At 59.9% G+C, this 15,114-nt stretch carries 14 protein-coding genes; 10 read left to right on the top strand and 4 right to left on the bottom strand.

Annotated features, from left to right (window positions below; all coding sequences use genetic code 11):
• Both GSQ91_RS25820 and GSQ91_RS07000 read left to right on the top strand, forming a co-directional pair.
• The coding region (locus GSQ91_RS25820; RefSeq protein WP_305794269.1) for a glycine betaine ABC transporter substrate-binding protein at positions 1–481 on the top strand (481 nt) is incomplete at its 5' end.
• Positions 481–1,092: a DinB family protein gene (locus GSQ91_RS07000; protein ID WP_158820540.1), complete on the top strand. Its 612-nt coding sequence runs from the start codon at positions 481–483 to the stop codon at positions 1,090–1,092. The genes GSQ91_RS25820 and GSQ91_RS07000, both read left to right, overlap by 1 nt.
• A 319-nt stretch (positions 1,093–1,411) precedes the next feature.
• Here the strand turns inward: GSQ91_RS07000 and GSQ91_RS06995 are convergent, their stop codons facing one another.
• Positions 1,412–2,998: a DHA2 family efflux MFS transporter permease subunit gene (locus GSQ91_RS06995; RefSeq protein WP_158820539.1), complete on the bottom strand. Its 1,587-nt coding sequence runs from the start codon at positions 2,996–2,998 to the stop codon at positions 1,412–1,414.
• Between the two features lie 83 nt (positions 2,999–3,081).
• Between GSQ91_RS06995 and GSQ91_RS06990 the strand changes: the two genes are divergently transcribed.
• Entirely contained in the window at positions 3,082–3,561 is a 480-nt protein-coding gene (locus GSQ91_RS06990; RefSeq protein WP_158820538.1) for a MarR family winged helix-turn-helix transcriptional regulator, read from the top strand.
• Between the two features lie 133 nt (positions 3,562–3,694).
• Here the strand turns inward: GSQ91_RS06990 and ribA are convergent, their stop codons facing one another.
• A complete protein-coding gene (gene ribA / locus GSQ91_RS06985) occupies positions 3,695–4,312 on the bottom strand; it encodes a GTP cyclohydrolase II (RefSeq protein WP_158820561.1) in 618 nt (205 codons plus the stop codon).
• 161 nt (positions 4,313–4,473) lie between these two features.
• Complete coding sequence (locus GSQ91_RS06980) at positions 4,474–5,361, bottom strand: metallophosphoesterase (RefSeq protein ID WP_158820537.1); 888 nt, start codon at positions 5,359–5,361, stop codon at positions 4,474–4,476.
• Positions 5,362–5,777: 416 nt separating this feature from the next.
• Here GSQ91_RS06980 and GSQ91_RS06975 point away from each other — a divergent pair, with 416 nt between their 5' ends.
• From GSQ91_RS06975 to GSQ91_RS06945, 7 genes are all read left to right on the top strand, one after another.
• Positions 5,778–6,842, top strand: coding sequence for a M24 family metallopeptidase (locus GSQ91_RS06975; protein WP_371417089.1), 1,065 nt, complete (start codon positions 5,778–5,780; stop codon positions 6,840–6,842).
• 35 nt (positions 6,843–6,877) lie between these two features.
• Positions 6,878–7,405, top strand: a complete 528-nt coding sequence (accB, locus tag GSQ91_RS06970) for an acetyl-CoA carboxylase biotin carboxyl carrier protein (protein ID WP_158820536.1) — start codon at positions 6,878–6,880, stop codon at positions 7,403–7,405.
• Between the two features lie 160 nt (positions 7,406–7,565).
• Positions 7,566–8,924 (top strand): acetyl-CoA carboxylase biotin carboxylase subunit, encoded by a 1,359-nt coding sequence (accC, locus tag GSQ91_RS06965; RefSeq protein WP_158820535.1) that lies wholly within the window; start codon positions 7,566–7,568, stop codon positions 8,922–8,924.
• Positions 8,925–9,223: 299 nt separating this feature from the next.
• The gene (gene thiE, locus GSQ91_RS06960) at positions 9,224–9,844 is read left to right on the top strand and encodes a thiamine phosphate synthase (RefSeq protein WP_158820534.1); all 621 of its coding nucleotides are present in this window, start codon (positions 9,224–9,226) and stop codon (positions 9,842–9,844) included.
• 71 nt (positions 9,845–9,915) lie between these two features.
• Positions 9,916–11,466 (top strand): APC family permease, encoded by a 1,551-nt coding sequence (locus GSQ91_RS06955; RefSeq protein ID WP_158820533.1) that lies wholly within the window; start codon positions 9,916–9,918, stop codon positions 11,464–11,466.
• Between the two features lie 19 nt (positions 11,467–11,485).
• On the top strand, positions 11,486–13,090 hold the full coding sequence (locus tag GSQ91_RS06950; RefSeq protein WP_158820532.1) for an amino acid permease: 1,605 nt from the start codon (positions 11,486–11,488) through the stop codon (positions 13,088–13,090).
• 211 nt (positions 13,091–13,301) lie between these two features.
• On the top strand, positions 13,302–14,852 hold the full coding sequence (locus GSQ91_RS06945) for an amino acid permease (protein ID WP_158820531.1): 1,551 nt from the start codon (positions 13,302–13,304) through the stop codon (positions 14,850–14,852).
• 24 nt (positions 14,853–14,876) lie between these two features.
• Here the strand turns inward: GSQ91_RS06945 and GSQ91_RS25675 are convergent.
• On the bottom strand, positions 14,877–15,114 hold a 238-nt coding region (locus GSQ91_RS25675), incomplete at its 5' end, for a hypothetical protein (RefSeq protein ID WP_216845115.1).

Here is a 15,114-nt window from a genome sequence, read left to right as displayed (position 1 = left end):
GGGGGACGATGCGCGGCGGCTGGGGTTGAAGACGATCTCGGATGTGGGGCGAGTTCCTGAGATCTCGCGGCTGGGGGTGGGATATGAGTTTGCCGAGCGTCCCGATGGGCTGCGAGGGCTGGCTGCTGCCTATGGGCTGCACTTTGCAGGGGAGCCACGCACGATGGAGCTGGGGTTGCTCTACCGGTCGCTTGCGGCGCATCAGGTGGACATCGTGGCCGGTAACTCGACCGATGGGGCGATCAAGGCGTTGGACTTTGTCGCGCTGGAGGACGATCGCCACTACTTCCCACCGTATGAGGCTGTGCCGCTGGTGCGCGAGGATTCGCTGCGGCGCTGGCCGCAGATTGGCGTCGCCATGCAGAGGCTGGCGGGCAAGGTGAGTGCCGACGAGATGCGTGCGATGAATCTGGCGGTTGAGTCGCAGCATCGAGATGTGGGCGATGTCGTGCGGGAGTTTCGCGCGGGGAAGGGGTTGTGATGGGGGAGCAAACAGGAAACAGCAAACAGGAAACAGAGAAGAGAGAACAGAGATCAGAGACGAGAGATCAGGGAACAGCGAGTGGAGCTAGTACGGTAGCGCAGCAGACTGCCCCGAGATTGGAGCCTTGGCTGCGGGGGACGCTTGTCGAAGTTGAGCCGGTGCGGCGGGCGGTGTTGCATGCGCTGGAGTTGGCGGGTGAGGATGTTGTCCGCTGGGCTGAGGGGCTGAGCGATGCGGAGATGTTTGCACGGCCTGCGGGTTTGCCTTCGGTGGCGTTTCAGTTGCGGCATATCGTGCGGTCGCTGGACCGGTTGCTGACGTATGCGGAGCGCGGGGTCTTGAGTGACGCGCAGATGACGGCATTGCGGACGGAGATGGCTGCGGGTACTGCGGCGGCGGTTTTGCAGGAGTTTCGTGTGGGGTTGGGGGCCGTGATGGAGCGGGTTCGGGCGTTTGTGCCGGAGCAGTTTGCGGAGGTGCGGGGTGTGGGGAGAAAGCAGTTGCCGACGACGGTGGTGGGGTTGCTGATTCATTGTGCTGAGCACACGCAGCGGCATGTGGGGCAGATGGTGACGACGGTGAAGGTGATGCGGGCGGTGGAGCGGTAGAGGGTGGGTTGAGGGATTCTTGCCAGACCTACATTCCCTCCGTGGCTAAAGCCACATGGGGAGCAGTGTCTAGACGGCGGGACTGAAGTCCCGCCCCTTCAAAACGGTATGAGCGTTATAGGTGAAACATACATGGGCAGGAGCGGTCGGGCGTTCGCCCGATGCCCACCTTAGGCGCAAAAAACGCGCCGAAGATGGGGCACCCGGATTTGTCGCGATACGGGCAAGAAGCAGATTCCCTACGGGAATGACAGAAAGAAAAACAACGGCAAAAGCAACGACACCGTTTCGTCAGAGACACTGCTTCGTCAGACGCTACTTAGTGGCCTGCGGCTTCTGGTGAGGGCTTGGCTGCTTTGCTGGGTAGGCGCATGAGGAAAGGCAGCGGCATCAGGCAGGCGATCGCGGTTGCGAGTACGGCGAAGGCGTTTTTGTAGCTCAGCATGGAGGCCTGGCGAAGCATCTCCTGGTAGGCCTGTCCGACAGAGTACTGCGCGGCTCCAAGAGCGCTCATGCCGTGGGACCTGGCGGCTGCGGTCGTGGCGGCGATATAGCTCTGATAGCCGATGCTGCCTGCGCCGGTGTTGGCGGCGAGTTGGGTCTGGTGGGTCTGTGCGGTGCGTGCGAGGAACGTCGTCAGCAGTGCGGTACCGGCGCTGCCGCCGAGGTTGCGGGCGAAGTTGGAGAGGCTTGAGATCTGGTTGCTCTTGGAGGGCGGCACGCCGACGTAGTTCAGTGTGCTGATCGGGATGAAGACCAGCGGCAGGCCGATGACCTGCAGCGCGCGCCAGAGGGTGATGTCCCCAAAGCTGGAATCAAGGGACAGGCGCGTGAGGTTGTAGAGGCCTGCCGCCGTGATGGCGTAGCCGATGCAGACGAGCATGCGCGGGTCGACCTTGCTGACCAGCCTTCCGGCGACCATCATCATCACCATGAGGACGAAGCCTCCGGGAGAGAGCACCATGCCGGCGCGTTCGGCACTGTAGCCGAGCAGCGTTTGCACGTACTGCGGGATAAGGACGGTCGAGCCGAAGAGCACCATGCCGAGGATGAGCTGCAGGAAGACCGCGGTGCCGAAGTTGCGGTTCTTGAGGAGCTTGAGATCGACGATGGGGTCTTCGTGGTTCCACTCCCAGAAGACGAAGATGATGAGCAGCACAGCGGCGATGCAGGCGACGGTGGTGATCATCGGGTCACCGAACCAGTCTTTTTCCTGGCCTTTGTCGAGGAAGAACTCAAGGCAGCCGACGCCGGAGGCGACGAGAATGAGGCCGGTGAAGTCGATGCGGGCGTTGGCGGCTTCCTTGACGCGTGCCTTCAGATACGGCGGGTCTTCGACCATGCGCGAGCTGAGCCACATGGAGAGCAGGCCGATGGGGATGTTGATGAAGAAGATCCAGTGCCAGTTGAAGTTGTCGGTGATCCAGCCGCCCAGTGTAGGGCCGATGGCGGGGGCGACGACGACTGCCATGCCGTAGACCGCGAAGGCCTGCCCGCGTTTTTCGATGGGAAAGGTGTCAGCGAGGATGGCCTGTTCGGACGATGCGAGACCGCCGCCGCCGGCGCCCTGCAGGATGCGGGCGATGATGAGCAGGGGAAGCGACGGCGCGATGCCGCAGACGAACGAGAAGATAGTGAAGATGGCGACGCAGGTGAGGTAGTAGCGCTTGCGGCCGAAGCGGTTGGAGAGCCAGCCGGAGATCGGGAGCACGATGGCGCTGGAGACGAGGTAACTGGTCAGGACCCAGGTGGCCTCTTCCTGCGACGCGCCGAGCGAGCCGGCGATGTGCGGCAGGGCGACGTTGGCGATGGAGGTGTCGAGCACCTCCATGAAGGTGGCCAGCGTGACCGTGAGCGCGATGGCCCAGGGATTGTATTTAGGTTTCCAGGAGGAGTCGTACGCCATATCAGCTTCCTGATATAGTGTATCAGGAAGCTGATATGGAAAAATTCAGATAAAAACTAATTTCTCCAGATCCGATGAATTTTATGAAAAGACCCAGCAAAAAGCCGTCGCCTGAGCAGCAGTGGCAGAAGTCGATTGAGCGGATCACGCAGGTCAAGCGTGTGCTGCTGGGATTTCGCAGCCTGCTGGATGAAGAGCTGCAGCCTATGGGAATCACGATGGCGCAGCTACGGTTGTTGCGCGCTGTGGAGGATGTGCCGGGGATCTCGGGGGCGAAGCTGGCGGATATCTGTTCTGTGACTCCGCAGACGGGGCAGCAGTTGATGACAAAGCTGGAAGCGAATGGCTGGATTACGCGTGAGAAAAATCCGGCGAATGAGCGCGTGCTGCTGGCCCGGCTGACGAAGAAGGGTGAGAAGGTGTTGCAGCGGGCGAGAGCGGTTGCGGAAGTGGCAAATCGGAAGCTCTGGGAGAGGATCGATCCGGCGAAGCTGGCGGTGTTCGATGAGGTTCTGGTGAAGAGTTGTGAGAATTTGAAGGGGTTGGAGGGTGTGGGGGAGTAGAGGTGTGGGGTTGCCCGAAGGGCGCAGGTGATGCGTAGATGGGCAGGAGCGGTCGGGCGTTCGCCCGATGCCCACCTTAGGCGCAAAAAACGCGCCGAAGATGGGGCCCCCGGATTGGTGCCCGGATTATGGCTTAGATGACGAGGTGGCCCATCTTGTCGCGTTTGGTTTCGAGGTAGCGGGCGAAGGTGGGTTCGCTGGGGATGGCGGCGGAGAGGCGTTCGGTGACCTTGATGCCTGCGTCTTCCATGGCCGCGACCTTCTCGGGATTGTTCGTCATCAGGCGAACCGCGGGGACGTTGAGATGCTTGAGGATCTCGGCGGGGAGTTCGAAGTGGCGATAGTCCGCCTCGTAGCCTAGCTGCTCGTTGGCTTCGATGGTGTCGAGTCCCTTGTCCTGCAGCTCATAGGCGCGGAGTTTGGCCATCAGGCCGATGCCGCGGCCCTCCTGCTGTTCGTAGAGCAGAATTCCAGCACCTTCCGCGGCGATGCTGCCGAGAGCGAGGTGCAGTTGGTCGTGGCAGTCGCAGCGCAGCGAGTGGAAGACGTCGCCGGTAAGGCATTGGGAGTGGATGCGGACGAGCGGTGGGGCGGAGTGGATGTCGCCCATGACGAGGGCTACCGCGCTTTCCACGGGTTTCCTGGTCGGGTCGCCGGGCTGTGTGAGGCCCTCGAAGCCCAGAATGCGGAAGTGTCCCCAGCGAGTGGGGAAGTCTGCATCGGCGACCTTTTGAACACTGGTAAACGGCATGGTTAATAACCTGTCTAACTTACTCATTATAGATTCGCGTGGAGGTGGTTCGGATTCAGCGGCGCTTCTGGCAAAAAGCCTTGACGCAACGGGCGCGAAGAAAAGCGCTACGTTGCGCGACGGCGACCGAAGCGAAACGTAGCGCTTTTTGTGCTCTAACCTTAGGCACGAACCAGTGTGAGTTCCGTCAGTTCTGAAGGGCAATTGAAGCGGAAGGGAAGTCCGACGGTGCCGACGCCGCGATTGACGTAGAGCTGCATGTGGTCGAAGTGAAAGAGACCTTCGACATACTTCTTGCCCATGGAGGGCAGGATGAGAGGGCCCAGAATCGGCAGGCGCACCTGGCCTCCGTGGGTGTGGCCGGAGAGCATCAGGTCGATCAGGGGAAAACGCGGGTGCTGAACGACGGTATCTACAAAGTCGGGCTCGTGGGCCATGAAGATGACAGGGGCATCGGGCATGGGCGGGATGGCCATGTCGAGATAGCAGTGCGAGGTGCCGGGGTCGCAGGCGCCGCTGAGCCAGATGTGATCCTTGCCGCGCTCGATGGGGACGTAGCTGTCGACGAGGACGGGGGTGCCGTGCGCCTGGAGAGGCTGGATCACGTGCTCCGAGCCTACCGTGGCGTCGTGGTTGCCCATGATGGCGTAGCGCTGTGGGCAGGTGAGGCCTTCGAGGATCTCGGCACACACGCCTGCTGCCTTATAGGCAACCGAATAAGCACGGGGTCCGGCGCTGATAAAGTCGCCGGTTAGAAGGACGAGGTCGGGCTTCAAGGCGTTGATGCGGCGGACGAACTCCTCGAGGAAAAAGGCTTCGGTGTACTCCTCCAGGTGGATGTCGCTGATCTGGACGATGCGGAAGTTTTGAAAGGCGTCGGGAAGGTTACGGATGGGGATGGTGCGCTTCACCAGATCGATCTGGTGGCGTCCGTGGGTACCGGCGTACGTCGCCAGGCCGAGGCCAGCAGCGCTGCTGCCTATGATGAATTTTCGGCGGGTGATGAGGTTCGATTCTGAGCGCCGGGCTTCCGCCGGATAAAGGTCCATAGTCCATGATAACGGGCGTGGTGGTGGATGGGTGTGATTGTAGGGTTACTGGGGTGATCTCTATTTCTTGATTTCTCTCATTCACCCCTGCGTTGTCATCTCGACCGGAGGCGGCTTTTTTTGCCGCCGTAGTGGAGAGACCTGCAGTTTGCCTGTGCAGGCACTATCGCCAGCGCGGACAAACTGCAGGTCTTGACGCAAAGCGCGCCACAAACATTTGGATCGCGCTCTGCAACGTGCAGGTCTCTCCACTGCGCATGACATGAAGCCGTCATGCTTCGGTCGAGATGACAACGCAGGGGTGGGGGGGGGAGCAGAGGTGGGACATGTGGTGCTGGGACGGGACCGGCAAGCAGTGTTGGGGGCGGGGCGATGACGTAAAATTGATACGAATGAATCAGCTTAAGAGACGGCGGGTGGCAATACGGGCCGCGGCAGCTGCAGGGGTGGAGGCGTTGCTTGTGACGCACCCGGCAGATGTTCGCTATCTGACTGGATTTACAGGGTCTAACGGCGCGCTGGCGATGGCTGGGGGGCGGGCCTGCCTGTTTACGGACGGCCGCTACAAGACCCAGGCCAAGACCGAGGCGAAGGGTCTCCGCGTGGTCGTCGAGCAAAAGGCCGCAACGGTGCTGGCGGTGGAGTGGCTGGTTGCGGCGGGGGTGAAGCGCTGCGGCTTTGATGCGGCGCAGACGTCTGTGGCAGGGCTGGATAAACTTCGCAAGACATTGCCAGGGAGTCTGCGCCGGGCGTTCTTTGTTCCGGTCGAGGGTCTTGTCGCCCGGTTGCGCGAGGTGAAGGACGCCGACGAGATTGTGTTGGTACGGCGGGCGGCGGACCTCGGTTGCAAGCTCTTCGAGGGCGTTCTGGAGCATGTGGTGGCTGGCGCGCCCGAGGTAGAGGTGGCTGCGGCGCTGGAGTTCAAGGCGCGGATGGCTGGAGCCTCGGCGATGAGCTTTGAGACGATTGTCGCGAGCGGGGAGCGGTCGGCGTTGCCGCATGGCCATGCTACGGCGGCAACGCTGCCTCGACGGGGCTTCTGCACCCTGGATTTTGGGGTGCTGCTGGAGGGGTACTGCTCGGACATGACCCGGACTGTACACCTCGGCAAGGCGAACCAGCAGGAGTGGGACGTGTATCATTCGGTGCTGGAAGCGCAAAAGGCTGCGGTTGCCGCAGTTGCACCTGGAATAAGCTGTGGCGACGTCGATGAGGCTGCACGTTCGGTGCTGCGGCGAGATAAGCTGGATCGGTTCTTTTCGCACTCTACGGGCCATGGCGTCGGTCTGGAGATTCATGAGGGGCCGAGGCTGGCAGCGAAACAGAAGCAGGTACTCGAAGCCGGAATGGTTGTGACGATCGAGCCGGGCGTTTATCTGCCGGGTGAGTTTGGCATCCGCATTGAAGATATGGTGTTAGTGACGCAGAGCGGTGGCGAAGTGCTGACGGCAGCAAGCCCGAAGGCATGGATAGAACTTTAGGGATTAGTAAAGACTAAGCAGAGGAGTTGGATTGAATGGACGGGAATGATCTGAAGGAATTGCGTGAGCTGGTCGAGTTTCTGAAGTCCAGCGGCATCGCCGAGTTCGAGATGGAGCGGCCGGACCTGAAGGTGGGACTACGGTTTGCGGGCGAAACTCCGGCGGCGGCTCCTGCGGGTGTCGACATGACGCAGCTGGCTGCCTTGTTGGCAGCGCAGCGTCCCAGCGCTCCGGCGGCTGCTGCTCCGGCGGCGGTTGCAGCTCCTGCTGTGGCGAGCACGTCTGCGCCAGCGCCTGTGGCTGAGGTGGATCCTCATGCCGGAGCGCATATCGTGAAGTCGCCCATCGTCGGCACGTTCTACGATGCGCCGTCTCCGGATGCAGAGGCCTTTGTGAAGGTTGGCGACCATGTGGAGACCGGTAAGGTGCTTTGCATCGTCGAGGCCATGAAGTTGATGAATGAGATCGATTCCGATGCAACGGGCGAGATTGTGCAGGTGCTGGTGAAGCCTGGGCAGCCGGTGGAGTATGGACAGCCGCTGTTCGCGATTAAGGCGCGGTAAATTCCCTCAGCGGCTAAAGCCGCATTGCAGCGGGGCATAGACGGCGGGACTGAAGTCCCGCCCCTTCAAAGCAAGGGCAAAAGCAGAAGCAGATTCCCTGCGGGAATGACAACCAAAAAAGCAAGGGCAACAAAAAGAAAAGCAAGAGCAAGGGCATTGAATGATTCGTAAGGTACTGATTGCAAATCGCGGAGAGATTGCATTGCGCGTTATCAGCGCGTGTAAGGAGATGGGTATCCGTACGGTTGCGGTGTACTCGGAGGCCGATCGCAACAGCCTGCATGTGCGCTTTGCCGATGAGGCTATCTGCATTGGGCCGCCCAGGTCGGCGGATAGCTATCTCAACGTGCCGGCGGTGATCTCGGCGGCTGAGATTGCGGGTGCGGATGCTGTGCATCCGGGCTACGGGCTGTTGAGCGAGAATGCCAACTTCGCCGAGGTGTGCCGCGCCTCGAACATCAAGTTTATTGGGCCTCCGCCGGAGGTCACACGCATGATGGGCGAGAAGTCCACGGCGCGGCAGACGATGAAGAAGGCCAAGGTGCCGATTCTGCCGGGCTCGGATGGCGTGATTGGCAGTGAAGGCGAGGCGCTGGAGTGGGCGCGGACGGTTAAGTATCCGGTGATCCTGAAGGCTGTTGCCGGTGGCGGTGGACGCGGGATGCGCATCTGCCGCAATAAGGAAGAGCTGCCGGGGCTGTACCAGCAGGCATCAACCGAAGCGCTCAATGCGTTCGGTAACGGCGACCTGTACATGGAGAAGTTCATCGAGCGGCCCCGCCACATCGAGTTCCAGGTGCTGGCCGACGAGCATGGCAATGTGATGTCGCTGGGCGAGCGCGAGTGCTCGATTCAGCGGCGGCATCAGAAGCTGATTGAAGAGGCGCCGAGCTTGCAGATTACTCCTAAGCAGCGCGAGGAGATGGGCAAGGTCATCAAGAGGTCGCTGAAGGACATCGGCTACTGGAACGCTGGCACGATCGAGTTCCTGATGGATGAGGACGGATCGATCTACTTCATCGAGATGAATACGCGCATCCAGGTGGAGCACTGCGTGACCGAGATGGTCACGGGTGTGGATCTGGTGAAGGCGCAGTTGCGGATCGCATCGGGCGAGAAGCTGGCCGACATTGTGCCGAAGCAGCCGGAGATCATCGGCCATGCGATCGAGTGCCGCATTAATGCGGAGCATCCGGAGAAGTTCACGCCGAGCCCGGGCAAGATCACGGTCTACAACGTGCCCGGTGGCAACGGCGTGCGTGTGGATACGGCGCAGTATGCCGAGGGTATCGTGCCGCAGTACTACGACTCGCTGATCGCGAAGCTGATCTGCCACGGCAAGGATCGCGAAGAGGCGATGAACAAGATGCAGCGGGCATTGAGCCAGTTTGTGGTACAGGGAATTCATACGACGATTCCGCTGCATCAGAAGATCTTTGCCGATGAAGAGTTTCGGTCGGGAGCGTTCGATACGAAGTTTATGGAGCGGTTTTTGGAGCGCCAGAAGGCTTTGAAGTAGAGAGGCATAGCAGGCTGAGTGAGGCAGGGGCGATGTTGTTGCCTTTGCCTTTGCTTTTCTTGTTGTCATTCCGAGCGTAGTGAGCGAACCTGCTTTCTCCCGTTCTTTGTTCGTATCACCACAAACGCTTTGCGTTAGCACGGGCTATGTTCTTCCAGTTCTGGCTTTCACTCTCTTGAAGGCACAAGCGAAAAGCGGGAGAAAGCAGGTTCGCTCGCTACGCTCGGAATGACAAGCCAGAAAAGCAAGAACAAAAGCAAAAAACAAAAAGCGATCGCAAAGGCATTGCGAGGTGTACGTTGAACCCGCTCTATCCCATCATCGACAAAGAAACACTCATCGCACGTGGTGTGCGCGTTGACGACTTTGCGCGCGAGCTTCGCGATGCGGGTGTGACGCTGCTGCAGTATCGCGATAAATCAGGTGCGCCGCAGGAGATTCTGCGCGCGGCGGAGGAGGTTGCGGCAGTGTTCGCTGGCGTGGAGGCAACACTGATTCTGAACGATCGCGCAGACCTTGCGGTGCTGGCTGGATGGAGTGGCGTGCATGTGGGGCATCTCGATCTACCGCCGGCCGCGGTGCGGCGTGTGCTGGGAGCGGGGCGGGTGATCGGCGTCTCGACGCATAACGATGAGCAGGTACGCGAGGCAGATGCGGGTGAGGCGGATTATGTTGCGGTGGGACCGGTGTTTGCGACCTCGACCAAGTTGAATGCGGAGCCGGTGGTGGGGCTCGAAGGCGTGCGGCGTGCGCGGGCGCTGACGGCGAAGCCTATTGTGGCTATCGGCGGGATTACACGCGAGAATGCGCGGGCGGTGATCGATGCCGGGGCGGATTCGGTTGCGGTGATTGGGAGCCTTTTCTCTGACGGTGAGAGTTCGGGTAAGGTTGCGAGGGACTTTCTCGAACGTTTGCGATAGGGCCAAGAAGCTACTTCGGCCTTTTGAAATTGCCCTTAATAGGGGCGTTCGTGCTACATTTGGCCCATTGAATGACAAAATCTGAAGCTACCAAACCAGGCCCCTCTACACCTCACTTTGTGCAGGGCATGGGGCTGTTTTCTGCGACCGCCATCGTGATGGGATCGATGATTGGGTCGGGTATCTTCATCGTTCCTGCGGATATGAGCCGGGTGCTGGGGTCTCCGGCGCTGCTGATTGCGGCGTGGCTGGTGACGGCGGCGATGACGTTGATCGGCGCGTTGAGCTATGGCGAACTGGCTGCGATGATGCCCAAGGCTGGTGGGCAGTATGTCTATCTGCGCGAGGGGCTCGGGCCTATCTGGGGCTTTCTGTATGGATGGACGTTGTTCCTGGTGATCCAGACAGGGACGATTGCCGCGGTGGGTGTCGCGTTCGGCAAATTTCTTGGCGTGTTCTTCCCGAGTGTGAGCGCGGCACATTGGCTGTGGCACATCGGACATGTTCCGCCGTGGCGCGTGGGGCCGATGGTGCTGGGCAATATGGACATCGGGCTGAACACGGCGAACCTCTCTGCGATTGCCGTCATCACGCTGCTGACGTTTACGAATACGCGCGGAGTGAAGCTGGGTGCGGCGGTGCAGAACGTCTTTACCAGCGCGAAGGTGCTGGCCCTGCTGGGTGTGATCGTGGTGGGTGCGTTGGTGAAGAATGCGTCTGCGATTGCTGCGAATTTTGGCGCGGGCTGGCATGCGTTCTTTGCGAACTCGGGCTGGCATACGCAGCACGCGGTGCAGGTTGGAGTTGGCGGGCCGATTGAGTATGTCGGCATTCTGACGGTGATTGCAGTCGTACAGGTGGGTTCGCTGTTCAGCTCCGATGCCTGGAACAATGTGACTTTCACGGCGGGTGAGATTCGCGATCCGAAGCGCAATCTGCCGCTGTCGCTGGCGCTGGGCACGGGTGTGGTGTTGCTGCTGTATATCCTCTGCAACTTTGTGTTTTTGAGCGTGCTGCCGATGGCGGGTTCGGCGAGTGCGACGACGCTGGCGGGGCGGGGAATTCAATTCGCTGCCGAGGACCGCGTGGCTACGGCGGTGATGCAGTCGGCGTTTGCGGGAATCGGCGCGAAGCTGATGGCGGCGGCGATCCTGATCTCGACCTTTGGTTGCGTGAATGGGATGCTGCTCGCGGGTGCTCGTGTGTACTACGCGATGAGCAACGATGGACTGTTCTTCAAGAGCATCGGCAAGCTGGACGAGAAGACGAGCACTCCGGTGAACTCACTGTGGACCCAGTGGGCGTGGACGTGTCTGCTGTGCCTGAGCGGGAGCTATGGGCAGTTGCTGGACTATGTGATCTTCGCGGTGCTGGTGTTCTATGTGCTGACGATTGTGGGGCTGTTTCGGCTTCGCAGGACGCGCCCAGAGGCGCCGCGGCCGTATCGGGCGTTTGGGTATCCGGTGCTTCCGGCGCTGTATATCGTCATGGCGGTGTGGATTTGTGTTGTACTGTTGCGATACAAGCCTCAATACACATGGCCCGGGCTGCTGCTGGTACTGCTGGGTGTGCCTGTGTATTGGATTTGGACACGGCGGACTGTAAAAGAAGCTAAAGAGTAGACGGGAGAAAGAACGGCGGATGGCGAATCTTTTTGCGACAAAATCCATGGACGTGCTGATGGCCGAGTCCGAGGCTACGGGCGAGAATACGCTCAAGCGATCACTCGGACCCTTTCAGTTGACGGCGCTCGGTGTGGGCGCTGTTATCGGCGCGGGCATCTTTGTGCTGGCGGGCTTAGGAGCCCATTACGCCGGCCCTGGCCTGATGCTTTCGTTCGTGCTGAGCGGGCTTGGATGCGCGTTCGCGGGACTCTGCTACGCGGAGTTCGCGGCCATGATTCCTCTGGCCGGATCGGCCTATACCTATGCGTATGCGACCCTTGGAGAGCTAGTCGCGTGGATTATCGGCTGGGATCTGACGCTGGAGTATGCGATGGGCGCGAGCACGGTGAGTTCGGGCTGGTCCAATCACTTTATCGAGCTGATGCAGATCTTCCATATACGGTTTCCGCTGTGGCTGGCCTATGACCACTGGACCGCGCTGGGCGTGGCGGTGGACAACATCTGCCGGCAGATCATGGCGTCGAACTATGCGTCACTCATCCCAGGCACGCAGGAGTACATCGCGCAGCTCGGAGTTCTGAAGGCTGCGCCTACGGCGGATATTCTGTCGCGGGCTCATGTGCTGCTGAATGCGCCGGTGCTGTTTGGGCATGAGATTGGGTTGAACCTTCCGGCCTTTGTGATTGCGCTGCTCGTGACGACGATTCTGGCGATCGGCATTCAGGAGTCGGCGAAGTTCAACTCGTTCATCGTGGTGTTGAAGGTGGCGGTGGTGTTGTTCGTGCTCGGCCTGGGATCGCACTATGTGCATCCGGCAAACTGGGGCCATAGCTGGCATCAGTTTGCGCCGTTCGGCTTCGCAGGCATTGGGTCGGGCGCGGCGTATATCTTCTTTGCGTATATCGGGTTCGATGCGGTTTCAACGACAGCGCAGGAAGCGAAAAACCCGCAGCGTGATTTGCCGATTGGCATCATCGTGTCGCTGAGTGTTTGTACGCTGCTGTATATCGGTGTGGCTGCGGTGCTGACAGGTATGGTGCCGTGGCAGCAGGTGAGCATCGAAGCGCCTATTGCGCGGGCGTTCCTCGATCGTGGACTGCCGTGGGCGAGTGACATCATCACCGCGGGTGCGCTGGCTGGATTGACCAGCGTGATGCTGGTGATGCTTCTCGGTCAGACGCGTGTGCTGTATGCGATGGCGAATGATGGGCTGCTGCCGAAGAAGTTCTTTGCCGAGGTGCATCACAAGTACCGCACTCCGTTCAAGAATACGTTTCTGGTGGGCTCGATCGCTGCGGTCGTAGGGGCTCTGACGCCGATCGACGACATCGGCAAGATGGTGAACATTGGAACTCTGCTGGCGTTTGTGATCGTGTGCATCTCGATCATTGTGCTGCGCAGGACGGATCCGGATAAGGTACGGCCATTCCGCACGCCGTGGGTGCCAGTGATTCCGGCTCTGGGTGTCCTGTTCAACGGCTACATGATGATCAAACTGGGCTGGCTGAACTGGGCTCGGTTGATTGTCTGGCTGATTATCGGTCTGATCGTGTACTTCACGTATGGGCAGAAACATAGCCGCGTGCAGCGGGGTGAGTTGCCGGGAGAGCTGGCGGATTAGCTGCGGTTTTTGGCGCTGAAAAGCAGAAGCAGATTCCCTGCGGGAATGACAGAAAGAAAAACAACGGCAAAAGTGAAAGGCCCGGCTCTTACGCCGGGCCTTTCTGCGTCGTCATGGCGGTGTGGATTTGTGGTGTACTGTTGCGAGGCCAGCCTCGGCACGCATGGCCGTAAACAGTCAATTTGAAGCTGATTTTGGAGAACGAAGACGCATGGCGAATTTGTTGTTGACGAAGTCCCTCGACACCATCATGGGCGAGGCCACGGAGACGGGAGAGCACACGCTCAAACGGTCGTTGGGTGCGGGAAATCTTATTGCGTTGGGGATTGGCGCAATTATCGGAACAGGGATCTTCGTCCTTACGGGGCCGGCAGCCGCTCACTATGCGGGACCTGGCGTTGTGTACTCGTTCATCCTTGCGGCGATAGGGTGTGTGTTCGCGGGACTTTGCTATGCGGAGTTTGCGGCCATGATTCCGGTGGCGGGCTCGGCTTATACCTATGGATATGCCACGCTCGGTGAGATCTTCGCCTGGATTATCGGTTGGGATCTGGTGTTGGAGTATGCGTTTGGCGCGGCTACCGTCTGCTCGGGATGGAGCGGCTATGTGCTGAGTCTGGGGCAGGACTTCGGCTTGCGTCTGCCGCCGGAGCTGGCAGGCACGCCCGGCTCGGTCTTTGTGCTCTATAACGGCCATTGGGAGTTTCTGGGACGCATCGCCAAAAAGCTGGCGCAGCTGGGGATCGATCCGGCAACGCTGCCGCAGCGGCATGGCGTGTTCAACCTGATTGCTTTTATCGGCATCATGCTCGTGACCACGATTCTTGTGATCGGCATGAAGGAGTCGGCGAATTTCAATAGCTTCATCGTCGCCGTCAAGCTGATTGTTCTGGTGATCTTTCTCGGGCTAGGCAGTGCGACATTGCTGCATCATCCCGAACTGCCGACAGTGAACTGGCATCCGTTCCTTCCTCCTAATACTGGGGTCTTCGGGTCTTTTGGATGGTCGGGCGTGTTGCGCGGCGCCGGTGTTATCTTCTTCGCGTATATCGGCTTCGATGCGGTGTCCACGGCGGCGCAGGAGGCGAAGAATCCGAAGCGCGATATGCCGATCGGTATTCTCGGGTCGCTGGTTCTCTGCACCATCTTGTACATTCTGGTCGCGCTGGTGCTGACAGGGCTTGTGAACTACCGCTTCCTGGCTGTGCCGGACTCGCTCGCAGTCGGTATCGATGCGACGGGATTCAAGTGGGGCAGCCTGCTGGTGAAGCTTGGAGCTCTGGGCGGCCTGACCAGCACCATGATCGTGATGTTGCTGGGCCAGAGTCGCGTCTTCTTCTCCATGTCGAAGGATGGGCTGTTGCCGAAGTTCTTCTCGCATGTCCATCCCAAGTTCCGCACGCCGTGGATCTCATCGATTACGGTGGGTCTGGTTGTAGCCGTGTTTGCTTCGACGATTCCGCTGGATGCACTGGGAGAGATGACGAGCATTGGCACGCTGCTGGCCTTCATCATCGTGTGCGCGGGCGTGCTTGTGCTGCGCTCACGCAGGCCCGATCTGCCGCGTCCGTTCCGGGTGCCCTTCATGCCGGCTACGCCTATTTTGGGGATTCTGATCTCTTTGGCGATGATGCTTGGGTTGCCGCTGTTGACCTGGATTCGGTTGATTGTGTGGCTTGCGGTTGGCTTGGTGATCTATTTCAGCTATGGGCGTTCGCATAGCCGTGTGCAGCAGGGGTTGCCGCCTGTTCCGTCGGAGTGAGGTTAGCAGGCATTCCCTCCGTGGCTAAAGCCACATTTTCGATAGCGCATGGATGGCGGGACTGAAATCCCGCCCCTTCAAAATGGTACGAGCGTCATAGGTGAAACCTACATGGGCAGGAGCGGTCGGGCGTTCGCCCGATGCCCACCTTAGGCGCAAAAAACGCGCCGAAGATGGGGCACCCGGCAGCAGATTCCCTTCGGGAATGACAACAAGAAAAGCAGGGAATGACAGAAAGAAAAGCAGCAGCAGAAAGCCCGGC

This window comes from Granulicella sp. S156 (genome assembly GCF_009766105.1).
GTDB lineage: Bacteria > Acidobacteriota > Terriglobia > Terriglobales > Acidobacteriaceae > Granulicella.
This window is presented reverse-complemented; position numbering and strand designations above follow the sequence as displayed.